General features: G+C 74.0%; 18 protein-coding genes. 6 read left to right on the top strand and 12 right to left on the bottom strand.

Annotation, left to right across the window (positions count from 1 at the left end):
* Positions 1–8: 8 nt before the first annotated feature.
* Positions 9–752 (top strand): sulfite exporter TauE/SafE family protein, encoded by a 744-nt coding sequence (locus IE260_RS20470; RefSeq protein WP_189873903.1) that lies wholly within the window; start codon positions 9–11, stop codon positions 750–752.
* A gap of 12 nt (positions 753–764) precedes the next feature.
* On the opposite strand, the gene IE260_RS20475 is transcribed toward IE260_RS20470, so the two are convergent.
* On the bottom strand, positions 765–1,043 hold the full coding sequence (locus IE260_RS20475; RefSeq protein ID WP_189873905.1) for a metal-sensitive transcriptional regulator: 279 nt from the start codon (positions 1,041–1,043) through the stop codon (positions 765–767).
* Between the two features lie 71 nt (positions 1,044–1,114).
* Here IE260_RS20475 and IE260_RS20480 point away from each other — a divergent pair, with 71 nt between their 5' ends.
* The 3 genes from IE260_RS20480 to IE260_RS20490 all read left to right on the top strand — a co-directional run bounded on the left by IE260_RS20480 (position 1,115) and on the right by IE260_RS20490 (position 4,277).
* On the top strand, positions 1,115–1,690 hold the full coding sequence (locus tag IE260_RS20480) for a rhodanese-like domain-containing protein (protein WP_189873907.1): 576 nt from the start codon (positions 1,115–1,117) through the stop codon (positions 1,688–1,690).
* A 117-nt stretch (positions 1,691–1,807) separates the two neighbouring features.
* Entirely contained in the window at positions 1,808–2,479 is a 672-nt protein-coding gene (locus IE260_RS20485; protein ID WP_189873909.1) for a TetR/AcrR family transcriptional regulator, read from the top strand.
* Between the two features lie 175 nt (positions 2,480–2,654).
* Positions 2,655–4,277 (top strand): MDR family MFS transporter, encoded by a 1,623-nt coding sequence (locus IE260_RS20490; protein WP_189874156.1) that lies wholly within the window; start codon positions 2,655–2,657, stop codon positions 4,275–4,277.
* 98 nt (positions 4,278–4,375) lie between these two features.
* Here the strand turns inward: IE260_RS20490 and IE260_RS20495 are convergent, their stop codons facing one another.
* Complete coding sequence (locus IE260_RS20495; RefSeq protein WP_189873911.1) at positions 4,376–4,888, bottom strand: GNAT family N-acetyltransferase; 513 nt, start codon at positions 4,886–4,888, stop codon at positions 4,376–4,378.
* 313 nt (positions 4,889–5,201) lie between these two features.
* Between IE260_RS20495 and IE260_RS20500 the strand changes: the two genes are divergently transcribed.
* Entirely contained in the window at positions 5,202–5,654 is a 453-nt protein-coding gene (locus tag IE260_RS20500) for a flavodoxin family protein (RefSeq protein ID WP_189873913.1), read from the top strand.
* A 274-nt stretch (positions 5,655–5,928) separates the two neighbouring features.
* On the opposite strand, the gene IE260_RS20505 is transcribed toward IE260_RS20500, so the two are convergent.
* From IE260_RS20505 to IE260_RS20550, 10 genes are all read right to left on the bottom strand, one after another.
* Positions 5,929–6,861, bottom strand: a complete 933-nt coding sequence (locus IE260_RS20505; protein WP_189873915.1) for a M56 family metallopeptidase — start codon at positions 6,859–6,861, stop codon at positions 5,929–5,931.
* A gap of 6 nt (positions 6,862–6,867) precedes the next feature.
* Positions 6,868–7,254 (bottom strand): BlaI/MecI/CopY family transcriptional regulator, encoded by a 387-nt coding sequence (locus IE260_RS20510; protein ID WP_189873917.1) that lies wholly within the window; start codon positions 7,252–7,254, stop codon positions 6,868–6,870.
* Positions 7,255–7,458: 204 nt separating this feature from the next.
* Positions 7,459–9,147, bottom strand: a complete 1,689-nt coding sequence (locus tag IE260_RS20515) for a tetratricopeptide repeat protein (protein WP_189873919.1) — start codon at positions 9,145–9,147, stop codon at positions 7,459–7,461.
* A gap of 116 nt (positions 9,148–9,263) precedes the next feature.
* Positions 9,264–11,318: a DUF1996 domain-containing protein gene (locus IE260_RS20520; RefSeq protein WP_189874158.1), complete on the bottom strand. Its 2,055-nt coding sequence runs from the start codon at positions 11,316–11,318 to the stop codon at positions 9,264–9,266.
* Positions 11,319–11,934: 616 nt separating this feature from the next.
* Positions 11,935–12,756: an ABC transporter ATP-binding protein gene (locus IE260_RS20525; RefSeq protein WP_189873921.1), complete on the bottom strand. Its 822-nt coding sequence runs from the start codon at positions 12,754–12,756 to the stop codon at positions 11,935–11,937.
* On the bottom strand, positions 12,753–13,709 hold the full coding sequence (locus IE260_RS20530; RefSeq protein WP_189873924.1) for an ABC transporter ATP-binding protein: 957 nt from the start codon (positions 13,707–13,709) through the stop codon (positions 12,753–12,755). Before IE260_RS20530 ends, IE260_RS20525 begins: the two co-directional genes overlap by 4 nt.
* Positions 13,709–14,551 (bottom strand): ABC transporter permease, encoded by an 843-nt coding sequence (locus IE260_RS20535; RefSeq protein WP_189873926.1) that lies wholly within the window; start codon positions 14,549–14,551, stop codon positions 13,709–13,711. The genes IE260_RS20530 and IE260_RS20535 overlap by 1 nt, the downstream gene beginning before the upstream one ends.
* Positions 14,548–15,501, bottom strand: coding sequence for an ABC transporter permease (locus tag IE260_RS20540; protein WP_189873928.1), 954 nt, complete (start codon positions 15,499–15,501; stop codon positions 14,548–14,550). Before IE260_RS20540 ends, IE260_RS20535 begins: the two co-directional genes overlap by 4 nt.
* Positions 15,502–15,508: 7 nt before the next feature.
* Entirely contained in the window at positions 15,509–17,158 is a 1,650-nt protein-coding gene (locus IE260_RS20545) for an ABC transporter substrate-binding protein (RefSeq protein ID WP_189873930.1), read from the bottom strand.
* Positions 17,159–17,173: 15 nt separating this feature from the next.
* Entirely contained in the window at positions 17,174–18,379 is a 1,206-nt protein-coding gene (locus IE260_RS20550; RefSeq protein WP_189873932.1) for a C45 family autoproteolytic acyltransferase/hydrolase, read from the bottom strand.
* Positions 18,380–18,506: 127 nt separating this feature from the next.
* Here IE260_RS20550 and IE260_RS20555 point away from each other — a divergent pair, with 127 nt between their 5' ends.
* Complete coding sequence (locus IE260_RS20555; protein WP_189873934.1) at positions 18,507–19,436, top strand: MurR/RpiR family transcriptional regulator; 930 nt, start codon at positions 18,507–18,509, stop codon at positions 19,434–19,436.
* Positions 19,437–19,446: the final 10 nt, after the last annotated feature.

A 19,446-nucleotide genomic window follows, 5' to 3' on the forward strand; every position in this document is an offset into this window, starting at 1 on the left:
GCAGCCGTATGAGCCCGTGGATCCTGGCCCTGCTCGCGGGGGCCGTGGCCGGTCTGGCCCTGGGCGCGCTGGGGGCCGGTGGCAGCATCCTCACCGTGCCGGCCCTGATCTACCTGCTCGGTTTCAGCCCGGCGGCCGCGACCACCGCGAGCCTGGTCGTCGTGATCGTCACGTCGGTCACCGCGCTGCTGGCCCACGCCCGGGCCGGCGCGGTGCGCTGGCGGGCCGGGTCGCTGTTCGCGGCGGCCGGTCTGCTGCCCGCCGCCGTGGCCGGTGCCCTGTCGGCGCACGTCCCGGAGGCGGTGCTGACCGCGCTGTTCGCGGCCCTGTCGGCGCTGGCCGGGCTGCACATGCTGCGCCGCCGCGCACCGCGCGCGAACGGGGCGGTGACGGGTGTCCGCGCGGCCGGGGCCGGGGCGGGACTCGGAGCGGTGACCGGCTTCCTCGGGGTCGGCGGCGGCTTCCTGGCCGTGCCGGCGCTGGTGACGGTGCTGGCCGTGCCGATGAGCGCGGCGGTCGGGACGAGTCTGCTGGTCGTCGTCAGCAACGCGGTGGTGGCTCTCACGGCCCGGGCGAACGCCGCCGTGCACCTGGACGTCACGCTGCTCCTGCCGTTCCTGGCGACGGCCGTCCTGGGAGCCTGGGACGGCAGACGGCTGGCGGCCAGGGCGTCCGCCGGGACGTTGCAACGCGTCTTCGGCACCGTACTGCTGGCCGTCGCCGTGGCGATGGGTGCCACGGCGGTGCTGTGAGCCGCCGGCGGGTCAGGCCAGGGAGAGGAAGAGCTTCTCCAGCCGGGCCCGCATCTGCGCGGAGTCCCGCACCTGCGGGTCGTCGCTGGTCATGCACTGCTGCAGGCCCGTCGCGATGATCGAGAACCCGGCCCGGTCCAGGGCCCGGGAGACGGCCGCGAGCTGGGTGATCACGTCCTCGCAGTCCCGGCCCTCCTCGATCATCCGGATGACTCCGGCGAGCTGCCCCTGAGCGCGCCGCAGCCGGTTGAGGGCCGACTTCAGCTCGTCGGCCGACATGTCGAGTTCCACACTTCCTCCTCCACATACCCCCACGGGTATCGTACCGTGCGGGTGCGTACCCCCGAGAAAGGTTCCGTTCCGTGACCACCCCCTTCACCCTGACCTGCGAACAGATCGCCACCCGCCTCGACGAGTTCACCGTGGTCGACGTCCGCTCCCCCGGCGAGTACGCCGGCGGTCACCTCCCCGGCGCCCACAACGTCCCGCTGGACCGCCTGGACGAGGCGGTCCAGGCGCTGGCGTCGGCCGCCGCGCGCGGGCCGCTGCTGCTCGTCTGCGCCTCCGGCGCCCGGTCCGCCAAGGGCCGCGCCCGGCTCGCGGACCTGGGCGTCGAGGCGGCGGACCTGGAGGGCGGTACGGGCGCCTGGACAGCGGCCGGTCACCCGGTCGAACGTCCGGCCGGCGCCCGCACCCCCTGGCCCATGGACCGGCAGGTCCGCCTCGTCGCCGGGTCGCTCGTCGCGGCCGGCTTCGTGGCGGGCCTGGCCTGGCGGCCCGCGCACTGGCTGTCCGGAGCGATCGGCGCGGGTCTGGTCTTCTCGGGGGTGACCAACACCTGCGGGATGGCCGCCGTCCTGGCCCGACTGCCGCACAACCGGCCCGCCGAGGGCACCGTCCCGTTCCGGGAGACCCTGGCGAGGCTGGCCATCGGCTGATCTCCGTCAGCCGTGGGGACGCCGGCCTGCCGAGTGCGGGCCCGGCGTCCTCGTACGGACCCGCGGCCGATCAGCTCACGGGAAAAGAATTTTGCATGCCATGCATCTTTGCATACCATGCAACTTATGTCGGAGAAGGGCGCCGCGGGGGGCGGACTGCGCGAGCGGAAGAAGCGGGCGACACGGGCCGCCCTCGCCGAGGCAGCGGTACGGCTGGCGGCCGAACACGGGGCGGACAAGGTCACCGTGGAAGCCATCAGCGCGGCCGCGGGCGTGTCGGTGAGGACCTTCTTCAACTACTTCGACACGCGCGACGACGCCTTCGTCGCGATCGACGCGGACGCCGGCGCACGCATGCGGCACTCGGTGCTCGACGCGCCGGCCGCCCTCTCCCCCCTCCAGGCCCTGCGCGACGCCATGGCCGCGGAGCTCGCCGAGGCGGAGCAGCAGCACGAGCTGTGGCGGCTGCACGCCGAGGTGCTGCATGCCTCGCCGCACCTTCTGGTGCGCAGCCTCGTGGCGCACATGGCGCACGAGACGGAACTGGCCGAGGCCATCGCCTCGCGCATCCGCTCAGGCAGCACCCGCCACGGTGACCCGTCAGCCTCCGACCAGGAGCGGCGCGAGGCGCTCGACCTCTACCCGCGGCTGCTGGCCGCGGTCGCGGTCGCCGCGGTGCGCACCAGTGTCGAGCACTGGTGCGCCCGTCAGAAGGACGTCGCCTTCCTGGACGTCTTCCAGGAGGTGTTCGACCTCCTCGCCGCCGGTCTGCCCGCACCGCCCGCGTAGCCACCGCACCGGCCGCCCGCGCCTCCCGGAGGCGGGCACCCCCCTGTTCGTCCCGCGCCCCGGAGCGTGCCGACACCAGCCGTCGTCCGGCCCCGCGCGGACCACCAGCCGATCACCACCCGAAAGAGATGTCGTGACCGCTTCTCAGGCGCCCGCCGACGCGCCGCCCACCTCCATGGACCAACGGCAGATACTCCAGGCCATGTCCGGCCTGATGGCCGGCATGTTCGTCGCCATCCTGGCGGGCACCGTCGTGTCCAACGCGCTGCCCACGATCATCGCCGACCTCGGCGCCAGCCAGTCCTCGTACACCTGGGTCGTCACCGCCGAACTGCTGGCCATGACCGCGACGGTGCCCCTGTGGGGCAAGCTGTCCGACCTGTTCAACAAGAAGCTGCTGCTCCAGCTCTCGCTCGGCATGTTCGTGGTCGGCTCGCTGCTGGCGGGCTTCTCCCACGACACGACTCTGCTGATCTTCAGCCGGGTCGTGCAGGGCATCGGCGCGGGCGGCCTGACCGCGCTCGCGCAGGTCGTCATGGCCGCCGTCATCCCGCCGCGGGAACTGGGCAAGTACTCCGGCATCTTCGGTGCCGTCTTCGCCATCGGCACCGTGGCCGGGCCGCTGATCGGCGGTGTGCTGGTGGACACCGACTGGCTGGGCTGGCGCTGGTGCTTCTTCATCGGCGTGCCGTTCGCCCTGCTGGCCATCTTCCTGTTGCAGCGCACGCTGAAGCTGCCCACCGTCAAGCGCCAGGTGAAGATCGACTGGCTCGGCGCCTTCCTCATCGTCGCCGGTGTCTGCGCGCTGCTCATCTGGGTCTCCCTGGCGGGCAACCAGTTCGACTGGGCGTCCTGGCAGACCGCCGCACTGGTCGTCGGCGGCGTGCTGCTGCTGGCCCTGGCGGTCCTCGTCGAGGCCCGTACCGCCGAGCCGGTCATCCCGCTCGACATCTTCAGGAACCGCACGGTCACCCTGACCACGGTCGCCAGCCTCCTGGTCGGTGTCGCCATGTTCGGCGGGACCGTCTTCCTCTCCCAGTACTTCCAGGTCTCCCTGGGCAAGTCGCCGACCATCGCCGGTCTGATGAGCCTGCCGATGATCCTGGGTCTGCTGGTGTCGTCCACCGTCGCCGGGCAGTTGATCAGCCGGACCGGCAAGTGGAAGAGCTACCTGGTGGCGGGCGCGGTCATCATGACCGCCGGCCTCGCGCTGCTCTCCCTGATCGACGCCGACACCCCCTTCGGGCTGCTCAGCATCTACATGGCCGTGCTCGGCATCGGCGTCGGCATGCTGATGCAGAACCTGGTGCTCGCCGCGCAGAACGACGTACCCGCGGCCGAGCTGGGCGCCGCGACCTCGGTGCTGTCCTTCTTCCGCAGCATGGGCGGCACCATCGGCACCAGCGTCCTCGGCGCCATCCTCGCCAACCGGGTCGCGAGCGAGATGACCAAGGGGCTGGAGAAGGCAGGCGTCGCCGGCGCGGCCGAGGGCGGATCCGGCGGCGGCGAGGGCAGCGTCCCGGACATGAGCACGCTGCCCGGCCCGATGCGGGAGATCGTGGAGCACGCCTACGGCGTCGCCACCGCCGACCTGTTCCTGATCGCCACGCCGTTCGCGCTGCTCGCGCTGGTCGCCGTGGTCTTCATCAAGGAGAAGCCGCTGAAGACCACCAGCGGCATGGAGCGGCTCGCCGAGGAGTCCGGCGGGGCCGCCGTCGAATCGGCCGCCGTCCCCGGACAGCGGACCGGCGGCAGCCCGTCGACCGCGGACAGCGGACCGGCGGCGCCGGTCGGCTGAGCCGCCGGCCGACACCACCGCGGAACCGGACGGGGCTGCCCACCACTCACGGTGGGCAGCCCCGTCCTCATGTCGGGCCCGCTACGGCCGTCGGACGGTCAGATGCCGAACGGCGCGGCGTAGCGGACGGTACCTGCGGGCAGCGGGTGGGCGGCGTCCAGGGTGAGGGCCATGAGGGCCTCGTCCGGGACGTCGATGGTCAGCCCGATGCCGTGGGCGGAGGCCCGGGAGAAACCGAACCGGGGGTAGTAGGCCGGGTGCCCCAGGACGACGACGTGGCGCTCGCCCATGCGCTCGGCCGCGGACAGGGCCGCACGGACAGCCGCGGAACCGGCGCCGCTGCGCTGCAGCTCGGGCCGGACGGCGACGGGTGCCAGGCACAGCGCCGGGCTGTCGCCGATGTGGCAGCGGGTCAGCAGGGCGTGGCCGACGGGACGCTCGTCCGCGTCGGCCGCGACGAGCGACAGGCCGTCGATCCACGCGGCCGGGTCGGCGCGCAGGGCGTCGACGAGGTCGGCCTCTTCCGGCGTGGGGAAGGCGGCGCGGAGGATGTCGCGGATGGCGGGGATGTCGGCGCCGGTCTCGGCGCGCGTGATCCAGGTGTTGGTCATGAGGGACGGGAATCCGTTTCTCGGGTTGCGTTCGGCTCAGTGCCTCGCGAGCTCACGCTCCCGGCGAGGCCGGTCGGAACGGGATCAGGCCACGGCCCGGGACGTGAGGGAGACCCGGGCGTCACGAAGGGTGGCCTCGTGCGCGGTCATCAACCTCACCTCGCTGTCTTCCCGGTCCTGATCGAACGCGAACGGACCCGAGTCTACCCGTACGGCCGTCGGTCCGGCCGGACGGTCCGCAAAGACCGCGCGCCTTCGCTCCGGGGCGGCGTTTTCTTGCGGGCGCAGGGGGTGGGACGGCAGGCTTCGGGCTGTGGCCACTTTGCTGATCGTCCATCACACGCCGTCGCCGAACTGCCAGGCGTTGCTCGAAGCCGTCGTCTCCGGGGCGACCGCACCGGAGATCGAGGGGGTCCGGGTGGTCCGACGGGCGGCGCTCACGGCCACGGCGGTGGACGTGCTGGAGGCCGACGGGTACCTGCTGGGCACGCCGGCGAACCTGGGGTACATGTCCGGGGCCCTGAAGCACTTCTTCGACCAGGTCTACTACCCGTGCCTGGACGAGACCCGCGGCCGGCCGTTCGGCTACTACGTGCACGGCGGCAGTGACACGACGGGCGCGGTGCGCGGCATCGAGTCGGTGACCACGGGCCTCGGCTGGCAGCGCGCGGCACCGGCGGTGAACGTGACCGGGGAGCCCGCCAAGGCGGACCTCGCCGCCTGCTGGGAGCTGGGGGCGACCCTGGCCGCCGGGCTGATGGGCTGACCGCCACCCGGCGCCCTCGGCCGGCCGCTCGACGGGAGCCGGACGGGATCGTCGGGGCTGTGCGCCCACGTCCGGGCTGCGCCCGTCCGCCGCGGACGCGCGGCGAACCGGCGGGCGGGCGCCTCGTCGCGAGCTGCGACCGCGGACGGGCGGCCGTCAAGCGGGAGGCCGGAGGCCATGGACGGGCGGCAGGCGCCCGCGGCGCGTACGGTCAGCAGGTCTCCCGGGCGTGCGTCCGCGGGGAGGCCGACGCCGACGCGGCCGGCGCCGCGTTTCACAGGGGCGTCGCGGCGCGGAGGATCAGGAACATGGTGACGGCCGAGTTCGCCGACGACATCGCCGACACGGCGGTTCCGAAGGCCGCTGCCCACGCCGCCAGTCCCACCGAGGTGAACACCGACGGCCAGGTGCGTGCCGCGGGGGCCGGGCCGAGCAGGGCCGCCACCCGGCGCGGCACGGGGCCGGGCGCCGCGAGACCGGCGAGCGTGGCGACCGGGGTGCCCCGGGACACGAGGGCCGCCTTGCCGATCGCGGTCGCCACCGTCCGACGGCTGCCGACGGCCCGCGCGGCCTCCTCGTCCGCCCACCGCTCCGCCGTGAAGGACACGGCCGTCCTCAGGGGCCGCAGGAAGGGGTTGGCGAGCGCGGCCAGCCTGACGGCGAGCAGGAACCGGTGGTGCCGGGCGGACAGATGGGCCCGCTCGTGGGCGAACAGCGCCCGCCGCTCGGCGGGGTCGAGGCGGTCCAGCAGGGCCGTGGTGACCACCACGCGGTCGCGGCGACCGCCGGGCAGCGCGTACGCGTAGGGCACGTCGTCCGGCAGGACGGCCACCGACGTGCCCGGCAGCCCGGCCAGCGCGCGGTGGGCGCGGCGGCGCACCCGGCCGTGCCGCCACAGCGCCCGCGCCGAGGCCACGACCACCGCGCACAGCGCGGGGATCGCCGCCTTGCCGACCACCTCGTCGTACGGGACCGCCGCCCGCACCTGAGGATCCGACCAGCCGTCGGGCAGTGGGTTTCCCGGCAGTTGCGCGGTGCCGACCACCATGACCAGCGCCAGGCACACCGTGCTGCACAGGGCCATCACCGCGGCCACGCCGGTGAGCAGCCGGGTCGCGGTCCGCGGATGCAGATGCTGCTCGGCCAGACGCGCCATCGGCCATGCCGTCAACGGCAGGACCAGCGGCAGAAAGACGAAGAGCCCCATGCCGCGTCAGGCTTCGCCGTCGTCGCGCGAGTCGCCCAGCAGTTCCCGCAGCAGCCGCTCGTCGTCCGGTCCCAGGCCGGTCACGAAGCTGGCCAGCACCGCTTCCCGGTCGCTCTCGGCGTCCAGGACCTTGCGCATCTTCCGGGCGGCCAGGCCGGCCTGGTCCGAGGCGGGGGTCCACGCGAAGGACCGGCCGGAGCGCTCCCGGGTGACGGCGCCCTTGTCCAGCAGCCGGGTCAGGATCGTGATCACCGTGGTGTAGGCGAGGTCTCCGCCCAGGCGCTCCTGCACCCAGCCGGCCGTCGCCGGGCCCTCGGCCTCGCGCAGCGCCGACAGCACGAGCGCCTCCAGCTCGCCCTGCCCCCGTCGCCGGGGACGCCGGTGATCCGTCACGCCCTGTCTTCCTTCCGCCCGCTGTCCGTTTTCCGAGGCGCCATCGTATAGACGCCCGGCCCGGCTCGGTGCCTGGTGCCCCGGCGGGGAGGCGCAGGCGTCGTCGGCCGCCGCGCATCGTACGGGCCACGGCGGGCCGAAGACGCCGGAGAAGGAGTCCCCCGGTGGCTGCCGGACGCGCTCGACGACCGGCCGCCGGCCCGTTCAGCGGTCCGTGGCGCAGCAGCCGCCCGTCTCCCCCGCGGAGGGGACGGCTTCGAGGCGGCAGAAGCAGGACGTCTCGACCGGTACGTCCGCCAATGCCGCGGCGAGCTGCAGCTGCTGCGCCACGATGCGCGCCTCCCCCTGCCTTCCCAGACGCAGCAGGCACTCGTGGAGTCCGTGCAGGGACCAGACGTTCCCGGGGTGCTGGAGGGGGCGCGGGAGGGTGTCGTCGAGCCCCAGGTCGGCCCGGTAGACGGCCTCGGCCTCGGCCACCCGCCCCTGCTCCAGGAGCAGGGCGCCGTAGGCGTGCCGGGTGGGCTGCATCCACCCCCACGGTTCGTCGTACGGGAGGCTGTCGTCCAGCTCGATCGACCGCCTCAGGGCGGCGAACGCGGCGTCGTGGTCGCCCTTGCGGTACTCCAGCTCGCCGTCGAGCATGGCCGCGGCGACGGCGAGGATGTCGACGCAGGTGTTGTTGAACAGCGTGCGTGTCTGCGGCACCCGGGCCACCGCCTCGCGGAACAGCGTGCGCTCGGCCTCCGCCTCGGCGACCCTGCCGGTGGCTGCGAGGGCGACGCCGCGGGCGTAGTGCAGCATCGCGGTCGTCACGCAGTACAGGCGGGGGTCGGCGGGCAGCGGCAGCTCGAGGATGTCGGCCCAGCGGCCGAACCGGATCAGGACGTGCACCCGCATGGCCAGGAAGCCCTCCAGCCAGTCGGCCATCGGCGGGCTTTCCACGCGCAGCAGCTCCTCGGGGATGGACGCCTCCAGCTGCGCGGCCGTCTCCAGGGCCGGCCGGGACCGGCCGAGGAACATCGCACCGTAGATCTTGAAGTGGTAGTTGTGCGACCGGTAGAGGGTGTAGAAGTTCATCGTCCCGGCGCGGGCCCGGTACCTCTCGTCGGCGGCGATCGCGGCGGTGTTGTCCGACACCACGCGCCGGTAGTCGCCGCAGAGGACTTCGAGATGCGACGGCATGTGGTGGAGGTGGCCGGCGTCGGGGACCAGTCCGCGCAGCCGGTCGGCGACCGTCAGGGCGGCCTCGGGGGTGGGCGACATCTCCATGAGGTGGACGTAGAGATGCACGACGCCCGGGTGCTCCCGGCCGGCCTCGGTGGCCAGCGCCCGGTCGAGGACCTCCTTCGCCTCGACCGTGCGGGCGCCCTCGGCGGGCAGACCCGTGCGCAGGTCCCACAACTGCCAGGGCGTCAGGTTCATCAGCGCGTCGGCGTAGAGCGCGGCGACGTCCAGGTCGTCGGGGGCGAGTTCGTACGCGGCACGCATGCTCTCCGCGTACGGCGCGTTCCACACCGAGCAGTCCTCGGCGGCCCGCGCCTGCGGGTAGCGGGCCCGCAGCGCGCCGATCAGGGCGCGTTCGACGGCACCGGCTGCCGCCGCCTTCTCGTGGGCGAGCTCCACGGCTGCGTGGGCGCGGTCGACGGTCCGCGTCAGCTCCCGCTCGTCGAACGCCTCCCACGGCTTGTTGTAGTTCGGACCGAGGGCGTAGGCGATGCCCCAGTACGCCATGGCGCAGTCCGGGTCGGCCGCCGCGGCGGCCTCGAAGCAGGAGACGGCCTCCTCGTGGTTGAAGGCGTACGTCCACACCAGTCCGCGGTCGAACCACGTCTGCGCCTCGGGGGACGAGGTCGTCACGGGGCGGCCGTGGGCGCCGAGGTCGTAGTAGTCCATGAGGGGACGTATACCGCACCCCCCTCCGGACACGAGGTGCTTCGCGGGACCGACACACGCACGTGGACCACCGGGCGGGCGGGACCCCTCCCCCGCCCCCCGGGGTCACCGTGGTGTCACACGGAACGCCGCCTGGAACGGAGCAGCACCAGACAGCCGGCGGCCACGAGGACACCACCGGCCGCCGCCGGCCACAGCCCCAGGCCCGAGCCGGTCTCGGCGAGCCCGCCCTGCGTCCCCTGCGGCTCGCTCGCGGACCCGGCGGCAGCTGCGTCACCGCCGTCCGCGTCCCGCGTCGGACCGGGTGCCGCCGCACCGCTCGCGTCGTCCGGTGTGGCCGCGGGCGAGGTGGCGGCCTTGGGCGCCGCGCTGCCGGAGGCGTTCTCCTGGCCGTCCCGGGTCGGGGGTGCGGGGTTCTCCCCGCTCTGGCCGTCCTGGCCGTCCTGGCCGGGGTCGGCGGGTGCCGAGGCGGTGGCGGTCGGCCCGTTCGACGGCTCGGCGGTCTGCGGGCCGTCGTCGTCCCCCGGGTCCCCCTGGCCGGCCCCGTCGTCCGGTGTCCGGGAGGCCTCGGGGGCCTCCGGGCTCTCGGGGGCCTCCGGGCTCTCGGGGGCCTCCGGGCTCTCGGGGGCCTGCGGGCTCTCGGGGGTCTCCGGGCTCTCGGGGGCCTGCGTCGGCTGCTCCTGCGGGTCCTCGCCCTGCCCCGGGCCCGATCCCGGAGGCGTGTCCGAACCGCACTCGCGGCCGGCGTTGATGCAGTCGACCATCTCCCGCATCAGGGCCTCGTCGAAGACGTTGATGAAGTCGCTGTGGTCCGTTACCGGCTTGTGCAGCTGCTCGGGGAAGGAGTCCACGGCGAACAGCGGCGTGGTCCTGCCACCGTCCCGAAGACTGGGCGCGTCGACGTCGTACACGACGCGCTGCACCAGCCGCGGGATGGGCCGGAACCCGTCCGGGCAGGTGCCGTCGGCGGCGGCGAAGGCCACGTGGGTGCGGTGGTTGGCGCTGTCGGTGTTCCGTCCGTCCCAGCAGCTCTGGAAGGTGAAGGTGCGCACCACGTCGCTGCCGGCCGGGCAGAGCGGGTACTTGTCCTTCAGCTGCCGGTCCTCGAAGCCGGTGCAGCTCCAGGAGGCGTTCGCGTTCGCGGTTCCGTTGACGAACGCCTTGGCGTCGCCGGTGATGATGCGCAGCAGGCGCGGCATGGCCGTGACCTCGCCGCGCTCGTTCCCCACGAACGTCAGCGTCACCTCCGCTGGGGTGACGATCTCGCCGGCGTTCCCCTCGATGCCGCCGCCGGGGGACTCGGCGTCCTGTTCCTGTGTGCCGTTCTGCAGCCGCAGCACCGGCCAGTAGTACGAGGACCTGTCGCCCTGGTCCACGCAGCTCGTGTCGGCGGCGGCCAGCTCCTCGTCGCTGACGAAGGCGTCGTTGGCCTGGTTGCCGACGTAGTCGTGGAAGTGGTGGGCGCCGTTGGTGACGCCCGGGGCGGCGATCACGTTGTCGGAGTTGAACAGGCCCTCGGCGTTGACGCCGCAACTGGTCGTGAAGGAGCCGCGTGAGGCGTCCGCCTCCCGGCGCGGGCTCGCCGCGGCGGGCTGGACGGTGGTGATGTCGGCGTAGTCCGCGGCGACGGGGCCGTTGCCCGCCTGTCCGCCGTTGCCCTGCTGCTCGTCGCCGCCCGGCTGTTCGCCGGCATCCGGCTGCGTGTCCTGGCCGGGCTGTCGGTCACCGCCGTCCTGGCCTCCGGCCGACGTCTCGCCGTCCTGTGCCGGGGCCGCCTCGACGCGTCGCAGCGAGCAGTCCGCCAGGGCCTCCAGGCCCGCGGGACGGTCGCCGACGCGGTCGACGGCCGCCACGATGCGCTCGATCGTGCCGGCCCGCTCCGTCTTCAACGGGTCGAGGACGGCGCCCTCGTCGAGGTCGCCGTCGTCCGCGGTGGCTGCCGCCTCCTGCAGTTGGCGGTAGGCCGTGGCGATCTGCTCGTCGAGGCGGGCCAGTTCGGTGTCGACGTCCGCCCGCGCCTGCTCCGGAACGGTCGTCAGCCGCTCGGTCAGGTCGGGGCAGTCGACGGTGGCCGCGATCCCGGAACTGCCGAGCGGAACGGGGTCGTTCGCGCCGGCCCCGGTCGCTGAGGCGTACACGTTCACGGCGACCAGACCGCCGCCGCCCATCATCAGCGCGACCGCTGCGAAGGTCGCGCGTCGGGCGCCCGTCGGGCGTCTGCGCCTGTTGTGTCCCAAGGCGTGCTCCTACGTCATGGCGGACTCGGGTACGGAAATGCCCCCGGCTCCATACGGAACCGGGGGCCGGAGCGTTCAAACGCCTCGCGGATTCTCAGGAATCCCTCACCTCACGGGCGCGGGACCGGCAGCCGAGCCGCGCAAGGGCGACCGGCGTGCCGAAGCCGTAGTCGTCGAGGATGCGCAGCTGGAGGCGGCCGAAGCGGGTTCCGTCCGTGAGCCGGGCGACTCATCGGTCAGGACCGGCCGGCCCTCGGCTCGAGGACCGGGACCGGCTGCTCGCGCCCGGGCGGCCCACCCGCGAAGCCGAAGGCGGCGGGCGAGCCCTGCCCCGCCGGTTGCCTTGCCGACGGCCTCGCGCAGGCCGGGCTCGGCGGAGTCCCGGGCGAGGTCGGCGCGGACACCGGTCCCAGCCTGCGGGTCGAGGCCGCCGGCGGCCCGTTCTCCGTCCGGGTGCCGCTGGGCGGGCGCCGTCGCGGTCGTGCGGGGCCTGGCCGGTCTCGTCCTCGGCGGGACTCGGCCCCGGCCCGCCCCCGTCGGCCGGGCGGTGTCAGGCCCGTGCCGGAACCGCGCCTTCGGGGTCCCAGCCCTCCCGGGGGACGGCGGCCAGCAGCAGCCGGGTGTAGTCGTGGGCCGGTTCGGCGAGGACGCGCTGTGTCGGGCCCTGTTCGACGACGCTCCCCCGGTGCATGACCAGGACGTCGTCGGTGACGTGCTGGACCACCGCCAGGTCGTGGCTGACGAAGACCAGCGCCACGCCCGTGTCCCGGCGGATGGTGTCGAGGAGTTGGAGGATCTGCGCCTGGATCGACACGTCCAGGGCGGCCACGGCCTCGTCGAGGACGAGCACGCGCGGCTGCACGGCGAGCGCCCGGGCGATCGCGAGCCGTTGCCGCTGGCCCCCGGACAGCTGCCGGGGCCGCGCGTCGGCCTCCCGCTCACCGAGCCCCACCCGCTCCAGCAGGCGGACGGCGGTCGCCTCGTCCCGTCCGTGCAGACGCAGGGTGGTGCGCAGGCACTGGGCCGCCGTCAGCCGCGGGTCGAGGGAGATGTACGGGTCCTGGAAGACCATCTGGACCTCCCGGGCACGGGCCAGCCGGGCCTGCCTGCGCCGCGGCGGGCGCGGGGAGCGAGGGCGGCCGTCGACCGTCACCGTGCCGGCGTCGGGGCGGACCAGCCCGACCAGCATGCGGGCGACCGTCGTCTTGCCCGACCCCGACTCCCCCACGATGCCGAGGGAGCCGCCGGGTGCCACGGAGAACGACACGTCGTCGGCGGCGGTGAGCCGGCCGCGTCCCGGCAGGGGATAGGTCTTGCGCAGCCCGTCGACGACGAGCAGGGCGTCCGGGCCGTTCCTCGGCTCCGTACTCATGACAGGTTCCTCTCCGTCGCGGTGGGTACGGCGGCCGGTGCACGGCGACAGGCGGCCACTCCCCCGTCGGGCAGCTCCGCCGCCTCGGGCCGCCAGGTCTCGCAGGCCGGTTCGGCGTCCGGGCAGCGGGACGCGAACGGGCAGCCGGGGAAGGCGTCCCCGAGGGACGGCGGGCGGCCCGGGATGGGCAGCAGCGGCCGGGAGGTGTCGCCGAGGGTGGGCGAGCAGTCCAGCAGGCCCCGGGTGTAGGGGTGGGCGGGGGCGGCGAAGAACGCCTGGGCGGTGCGCTCCTCGACGATGCGTCCGGCGTACATGACGTACACGCGGTCGCAGTAGGCCGCTGCCAGGTGCAGGTCGTGGGTGATGAACAGCAGGCCGGCGCCCTGTTCGGCGCGCAGGGTGCGCAGCAGGGCGAGGATCTCGGCCTGTGTGGTGACGTCGAGCGCGCTGGTGGCCTCGTCGGCGAGCAGCAGGCGGGGCCGGGCGGCGAGCGCGCCGGCGATGACGACCCGCTGGAGCATGCCGCCGGACAGCTCGTGGGGGCGCTGCCGGAGCCGTCGCTCCGGATCGGAAAGGCCGACGGCGCCGAGGAGTTGCGCTGCGCGGTCGCGGTCGGCGCCGCGTTCGCGCAGGAAGTCACCGATGCGGCGGACGGGGTTGAGGGCGGCACGCGGGTCCTGGTGGATCATCGCGACGGTACGGGCCCGGTGCCGGCGCAGCTCCTCGCCGGTGAGGGCGAGGACGTCGGCGTCGTCGACGCGGACCGTCCCCGAGGCGGTCGCCGTGCCCGGCAGCAGGCCGAGGGCCGCCTTGGCGGTGGTGGACTTGCCGGATCCGGACTCGCCGACCAGGCCGACGACCTCGCCCGCGGCCACGCGCAGGGTGACGTCGTCGAGCACGGGCCGCGCGGTGCCCGGCAGCCGGACGGTGAGGTGGTCGAGGGTGAGCAGCATCAGGCCTGCCTTCCGAGCCGGTCGGCGGCCCAGACGCCGACCACGTTGAAGGAGACGACGACCAGGGCGATGGCCGTGCCGGGCACGAGGGCGGGCAGCAGTGCGCCCTGGACGACGGCGGCCTGCCCCTCCTGCACCATCAGCCCCCAGTCCGAGCTGGGTGGCTGGGCACCGAAGCCGAGGTAGGAGAGGGTCGCCAGGGACATCAGGGCCTCGCCGAACAGGACGACCAGGTAGCCGACGACCGCGCGGCCCAGGTTCGGCACCAGGTGCAGGGCGCAGATCCGGGCGCCGCCCATGCCCTGGATGCGGTAGGCGTCGACGTAGGGCTTGCGGGACTCGGCGAGCGCGAGGGAGCGGGTGTACTTGGCGACCGTGGGCGTGTAGGCGAGTCCGAGGGCCAGCACGGACGTGGTCGTGCCGGTGCCGAACACGGCGATGATCAGGACGGTGAACAGCAGGCCGGGGAAGGCGTACATGACGTCCGTCAGCCGGGAGACCAGGGCGTCCGTCCAGCCTCCGCGCCAGGCGGCGAGCACTCCGAGGGTGACGCCGAGCAGCGCGGCCACGGCGAGCAGCAGCACGGGCGCCACGAGGCTGCTGCGGGCGCCGTGCAGGACCCGGGAGAGCAGGTCCTGACCGGAGGAGTCGGTGCCGAGGAGGTGGTCGCCGCTGGTGCCGGCGAGGGAGGCGGACAGGTCGATGGCGTCCGGGGCGTAGGGCGCGAGCCACGGGGCCAGCAGCGCGGCGAGGACCACCAGGAGGAGGACTGCGGCGGCGACGGTCACACCGACGGGCCGGCGATCGGGTACGCGGACCGGGGCGAGGGTGAGCGCGGTCATGCGGTGCGGGCCTCCTGCTTCACGCGCGGGTCGAGGAGGGGGTGGAGCAGGTCGACCAGCGTGGTGACGGCGATGTAGCCGGCGACCATCAGCAGGAGCACGGCCTGCGCGACGGGGAAGTCGTGGGTGTTGATGGCGCCCACCAGCAGGGAGCCGATGCCGCTGATGCCGAAGGCGGTCTCCACGACCACCGTGCCGGCGAGCATGCCCGCCATGACGAGGCCGCACATGGTGATGATCGGCCCGAGGGCGTTGCGCAGCACGTGCCGGCGGACGATCTCGCGCTCCGGGACGCCGGAGGCGCGGGCGGCCTCGACGTGGTCGGAGGCGGCGGCCTCCGCCATGGCCTGCCGGGTGACCCTGCTGATGAGCGCGAGCGCGCCCAGGGCCAACGACAGGGCGGGCAGGGTGAGATGGTGCAGTGTCCCGGCGAAGCCCCGGCCGCTGCCCGTGACCGGGAACCAGCCGAGCTGCACGCCGAACAGCGACACCAGCGCGATCGCGGCGACGAAGGACGGCACGGACGCGGCCAGCGTCGTGCCGCCGACGACCGCCGAGTCCACCCACGTGGACTGCCGTACGGCGGCGAGGATTCCGGCGCCGACACCGAGGACGACGAACAGGACGGTGGCGTAGGCGACCAGTTCGAGGGTGGTGCCGAGGCGTGCGGTGATCAGGTCGGCGACCTGGTCGCCGTACTTGAAGGAGCGGCCGAGGTCGAAGTGTAGGCAGTCGCCGAGCCAGCGGCCGTACTGCACGACCAGCGGCTCGTCCAGGTGGTACTGGGCGCGGACGGTGGCGAGGCGCTCGGGGGTGAGCTTGTCCCGGCCGCCGGCGAGGAAGACGGCCGGGTCGCCCGGGGCGGCGTAGACCGCGGCGAAGATGACGAAGGAGGCGGCGAGCAGAGTGGCCAGGAAACCGGCCAGGCGCCGCGCGATGCGGACGGCCATGGTGCCCTCAGCCCTTCTTCGCGCCGAGGTCGGCGGCCCACGGGTAGTACAGGTACGCCTGCGAGGCGGGGGCGCCGGTCAGCCGGGTGCTGAGGACCAGGGCCGTGGGCACCTGGGCGACGGGGATCCACACCGCGGCCTCGGTGAAGCGCCGCTGCACGTCGACGGCGAGGGCGGCGCGTTCGGCGTCGTCGAGGGTGGACAGGGCCTGGCGGACCTTCCGGTCGTAGTCGGCGTCCTCGAAGCCGACCCAGTTGTTGGAGGAGTCGGACAGGCCGTTGTCGTAGAAGCCCATGGGGTCGGCCTTGGAGATGTACCAGTCGCCGGCGAGGACGTCGATGCCGGCGCGGGCCTGGGGGTCGCTGTAGAACTCCTCGAACTGGGCGGTCGGCACGGTCTTGACGGCGGCCTTGATCCCGATGCGCTGGAGGGCGGCGCGTACGGCGTTGGCGACGACGGTGCGGCCCTGGCTGCTGTCGGTGCCGATCACGACCGGGTCGGTGGGGGCGCCGGCCTCCTCGACGAGTTTCCTGGCCTCGGCGAGGTCGTCGGCGTCGGGCGCGGCGGGGGCGGCGGCGTCCAGCTCCTTCTGGGCGGCGGCGAAGGTGTCCTTCTCGTAGCCCCAGGAGCCGGAGCCGACCGGGGTGGCCCAGGGCTCGACCAGGCCGCCGTAGCCGGACTTGGCTATGCCGGCGCGGTCCAGGGAGAGGGACAGGGCGCGGCGGATGCGCGGGTCCTTCAGCCCGCCGCGGTCGGTGGGGATGAGGTCGAGGGTGGCGGTGGAGGGGCCGTAGTACTGGCTGAGGCCCTCGATGCCGCGCAGGGCGGAGGCGGTGTTGGGCGACTCGGCGTAGGTGCCGTCCGCCGCACCGGTCTTGAGCGCGTTGACGAGGGCGCTGTCGGAGGCCCAGCGGAAGACGACCTCCTCGGTGAGGGGCTTGTCCCCCCAGTAGCCGTCGTGGGCGCGGATGGTGATGGAGTCACCGGACTTCCAGCCGGCCAGCTCGTACGGGCCCGAGCAGGCGTCGCCCTGGCCCGGGGTGCCGAAGTCGCGGCCCGCCTTCTCCACCTGCTCCTTGTTCCAGACGATGCCGGCGTCGCCCGCGAGGGCCTTGGTGAACAGGGCGTCGGGGGTCTTGAAGCGGATGGTGACCTCGGCCGCGCCGGTCTTCTTCATCGAGGTGACGTTGCCGAACTCGTCGCTCTGCTCCATGTCCGGGTCGGCGTGCCGCTGCAGGCTCCACAGCACGTCGTCGGCGGTGAGCGGGGTCCCGTCGTGGAAGGTGACGCCGTCGCGGACGGTGAGGACGAGGGTCCTGTCGTCGGGGGTGGCGGCCTTCTCGGCGAGCAGGGGCCTGACGGTCATGTCGGGCTGGAGCTGGTAGAGGCGTTCGCAGACGTTGGTGAGGACGACCCGGCCGGCGCTGCTGCCCTGGGTGTCGAGGTCGAGGGAGTCGGGTTCGTCCTCCAGCAGCCAGTTCACCTTGCCGACGGGGCCGTGGGCGGCAGGGGTCGTGGGGGTGAGCTTCAGCGAGGCGGCGTCGACGGGGGCGGCGCCGGTGGCGGCGGTGTCGGCGCCGCTGCATCCGGCGGCGGTGATCAGGCCCGCGGCGACCAGACCGGCGGTCACCGCGGTGCGCGCGTTTCTCTTCGTCATCGGTGATCTCCTGTGTCAGGCGGGACGGCCGGCGGTGGCGGCGTCGCCGTACGGGCCGTCGTAGAGGTTCCAGGGGAGGTGCTGGTAGTCGCGGTCGCAGGGGGTGCCGGCGGTGACGTGGTAGTCGCCGGTGGTGAGGTCCACGCAGGAGGAGACGAGGGTCGCCCAGTGCTCGACGGCGGGTCTGCGCGGGTCGGGGTGGGTGCACAGGGACTCGGGGTGGCCGAGGTGGTCGGACATGGCCTGCTTGATCAGCTTGCGGGACTCGTCGGGGCCGGTGGAGCCGCGCAGGGCCGCGAGGCCCTGTTCGGCGCGGGGCACGCGGACCAGGGAGTCCGGGGAGAGCGGGCGGTAGTCGGCGGCGAGCGCCCGGGGGACGCCCGCCTGGTAGTGGTTGCCGTGCACGAGCAGCCCGTCCGTCGCGTGGAGCCAGCCGTGTCCGGCCGGTGTGGTCTCCAGGTCGACGGCGAAGCCCTCGCGGCAGGTGAGCAGCGCGTTGGAGGCGATGTGGGCACGGGTGCGGCAGAGCACGTCGAGGGCGTCGGTGATGGCCGGCTGGTCCAGGACGCTGCGGCGCACGACGGTCTGCGGGAGGCCGATCGCGGAACTGAACCGGCCGCCGAGGCCGTTGGCGTTGAGGGCGATGCCGGCGGAGTTGGCGCCCTGCCGGCCCACCTGTCCGGCCTCGACCTGCATGATCAGGGTGGGGGCGGGCGGCTGGACGATGCGCAGCATGACCACGGTGTCGCCGGCGGCGGCCCGCCAGTCCCAGTTCTGCCCCGCCCACACGTGGCCGTCGCCGCTGGCGGGGCCGAAGGCGGCGAAGGAGGTGCAGCCCTCGGCGCGTTCCTCGGACGCCGGGCCGGGGGACTCCTCCATGTCGGCGAAGGAGTTGTCGTAGAGGACCTCGCCGCGGGCGTTGAGGGCGAGGACGTCGAGCAGGTCCACGCCGGCGCCCTCGGCGATGCCGCGCATCTCCTGCAGCAGGTCGGGGGCGTAGGCCTCGACGGGCTGCTGCCAGCGGGCGGCCCGTGCGGTGACCTGGGCCCAGGTGAGCGCGGCGGACCGGCCGAACGCCTCTTCGTAGTAGGCCATGGCGGCCCGCAACTGTGGGCGGACGGCCTCGCCGTACTGGCGGCCGCGGTCGCGGGGCGCGCCGGAGATCTCGACCAGGGGGAGGGTTCGGGAGGCCGGGGAGGCCGAGGGGGCGGGGGCTGTCATTCTTCTCCTCGCTGCGGGAGCGCTGCCCGGAGAGCCGACGTCCTGTAACGTCGGTTACGAGCAGCGCTCCTCTTGGAATGCGTTGTCCAGGAGAGTAACGGCCGTCACAGGGAAGTCAATGTCCGTAATGAAAATTTCAGAGCCCGGAGACTCCGAGTACCAGGGCGCGGACGAGTCCGAGGGCATGGCCCGGCTCCGCGCGGCCGTACGCGATCACTGGGACAGCCTCTCCGCGTCCGAGCGCGCGGTCGCCCAGTACCTGGTCGGCGCGCCCGTCGAGCACCTGCTCTTCGCCGGCGCCCAGGAACTCGGCACCGCCAGCGGCACCAGCAACGCCACCGTGGTGCGCGCGCTCCAGCGCCTCGGGTACGCCGGACTGCCCGCACTGAAGCGGGAGTTGGCGACCGGGTTCACCGCGGCCGTGGCACCCGAGGTGCGGCTCAAGCAGCGCATCGCCCATGTCGGCCGGGACCTGGACGCCATCTGGGGCGATGTGCTCGACGAGGCCCAGGAGCGCATCGAGCAGACCCGGCGGCTGACCGGTTCCGACGCGCTGCGGGCGGCGGTGGCGGCGCTCGCGGACGCCGGGGAGATCCACGCCTTCGGGGTCGCGGCCTCGGAGCCGGCCGCCCGCCATCTGGCCCTGGCGCTCGGCCGCATCGGCCGCCGCTCGCGCTTCGTCGGCGCCACCGGTTTCGCCCTCGCCGACGACCTGCTGGCGCTGCGCCGGGGCGACGCCGTGGTGATCTTCCAGCCCGGCCGGGCGCTGCACGAGCTGACCGTGCTGGTGGAGCGGGCCCGGGCGGTCGGCGCGCGGGTCGTGCTGGTCACCGACGAGCTGGGCGAGCAGTTCGGCGACCGCGTCGACGCGGTCCTCACCGCCCCGCACACGCCGACGGGCATCACGTCGGAGGCGCTCACGGCGCTCGTCGTCGCGGACGTCCTGCTGCTCTCCCTGACGACGCTGGAGGAGGCGCGGGCCGTGGACGCCTCCCACCAGCTGACCGCGCTGCGCGAACAGCTTCTGCCGCCCAAGGGGAACGGGCGCCGCTCCTGAGCCGGACACC

Source organism: Streptomyces viridiviolaceus, assembly GCF_014650995.1.
GTDB classification, from domain to species: domain Bacteria; phylum Actinomycetota; class Actinomycetes; order Streptomycetales; family Streptomycetaceae; genus Streptomyces; species Streptomyces viridiviolaceus.

Excerpts from the sequence above, each read along its gene's own strand:
- IE260_RS20540 (WP_189873928.1), bottom strand. The coding sequence starts at position 15,501 with ATGGCCGTCCGCATCGCGCGGCGCCTGGCCGGTTTCCTGGCCACTCTG.
- IE260_RS20505 (WP_189873915.1), bottom strand. The coding sequence starts at position 6,861 with ATGGGGCTCTTCGTCTTTCTGCCGCTGGTCCTGCCGTTGACGGCATGG.
- IE260_RS20485 (WP_189873909.1), top strand. The coding sequence starts at position 1,808 with ATGCAACTTATGTCGGAGAAGGGCGCCGCGGGGGGCGGACTGCGCGAG.
- IE260_RS20520 (WP_189874158.1), bottom strand. The coding sequence starts at position 11,318 with ATGATGGGCGGCGGCGGTCTGGTCGCCGTGAACGTGTACGCCTCAGCG.
- IE260_RS20530 (WP_189873924.1), bottom strand. The coding sequence starts at position 13,709 with ATGCTGCTCACCCTCGACCACCTCACCGTCCGGCTGCCGGGCACCGCG.
- IE260_RS20555 (WP_189873934.1), top strand. The coding sequence starts at position 18,507 with ATGAAAATTTCAGAGCCCGGAGACTCCGAGTACCAGGGCGCGGACGAG.
- IE260_RS20545 (WP_189873930.1), bottom strand. The coding sequence starts at position 17,158 with ATGACGAAGAGAAACGCGCGCACCGCGGTGACCGCCGGTCTGGTCGCC.
- IE260_RS20515 (WP_189873919.1), bottom strand. The coding sequence starts at position 9,147 with ATGGACTACTACGACCTCGGCGCCCACGGCCGCCCCGTGACGACCTCG.
- IE260_RS20525 (WP_189873921.1), bottom strand. The coding sequence starts at position 12,756 with ATGAGTACGGAGCCGAGGAACGGCCCGGACGCCCTGCTCGTCGTCGAC.
- IE260_RS20490 (WP_189874156.1), top strand. The coding sequence starts at position 2,655 with ATGGACCAACGGCAGATACTCCAGGCCATGTCCGGCCTGATGGCCGGC.
- IE260_RS20535 (WP_189873926.1), bottom strand. The coding sequence starts at position 14,551 with ATGACCGCGCTCACCCTCGCCCCGGTCCGCGTACCCGATCGCCGGCCC.
- IE260_RS20470 (WP_189873903.1), top strand. The coding sequence starts at position 9 with ATGAGCCCGTGGATCCTGGCCCTGCTCGCGGGGGCCGTGGCCGGTCTG.
- IE260_RS20550 (WP_189873932.1), bottom strand. The coding sequence starts at position 18,379 with ATGACAGCCCCCGCCCCCTCGGCCTCCCCGGCCTCCCGAACCCTCCCC.
- IE260_RS20495 (WP_189873911.1), bottom strand. The coding sequence starts at position 4,888 with ATGACCAACACCTGGATCACGCGCGCCGAGACCGGCGCCGACATCCCC.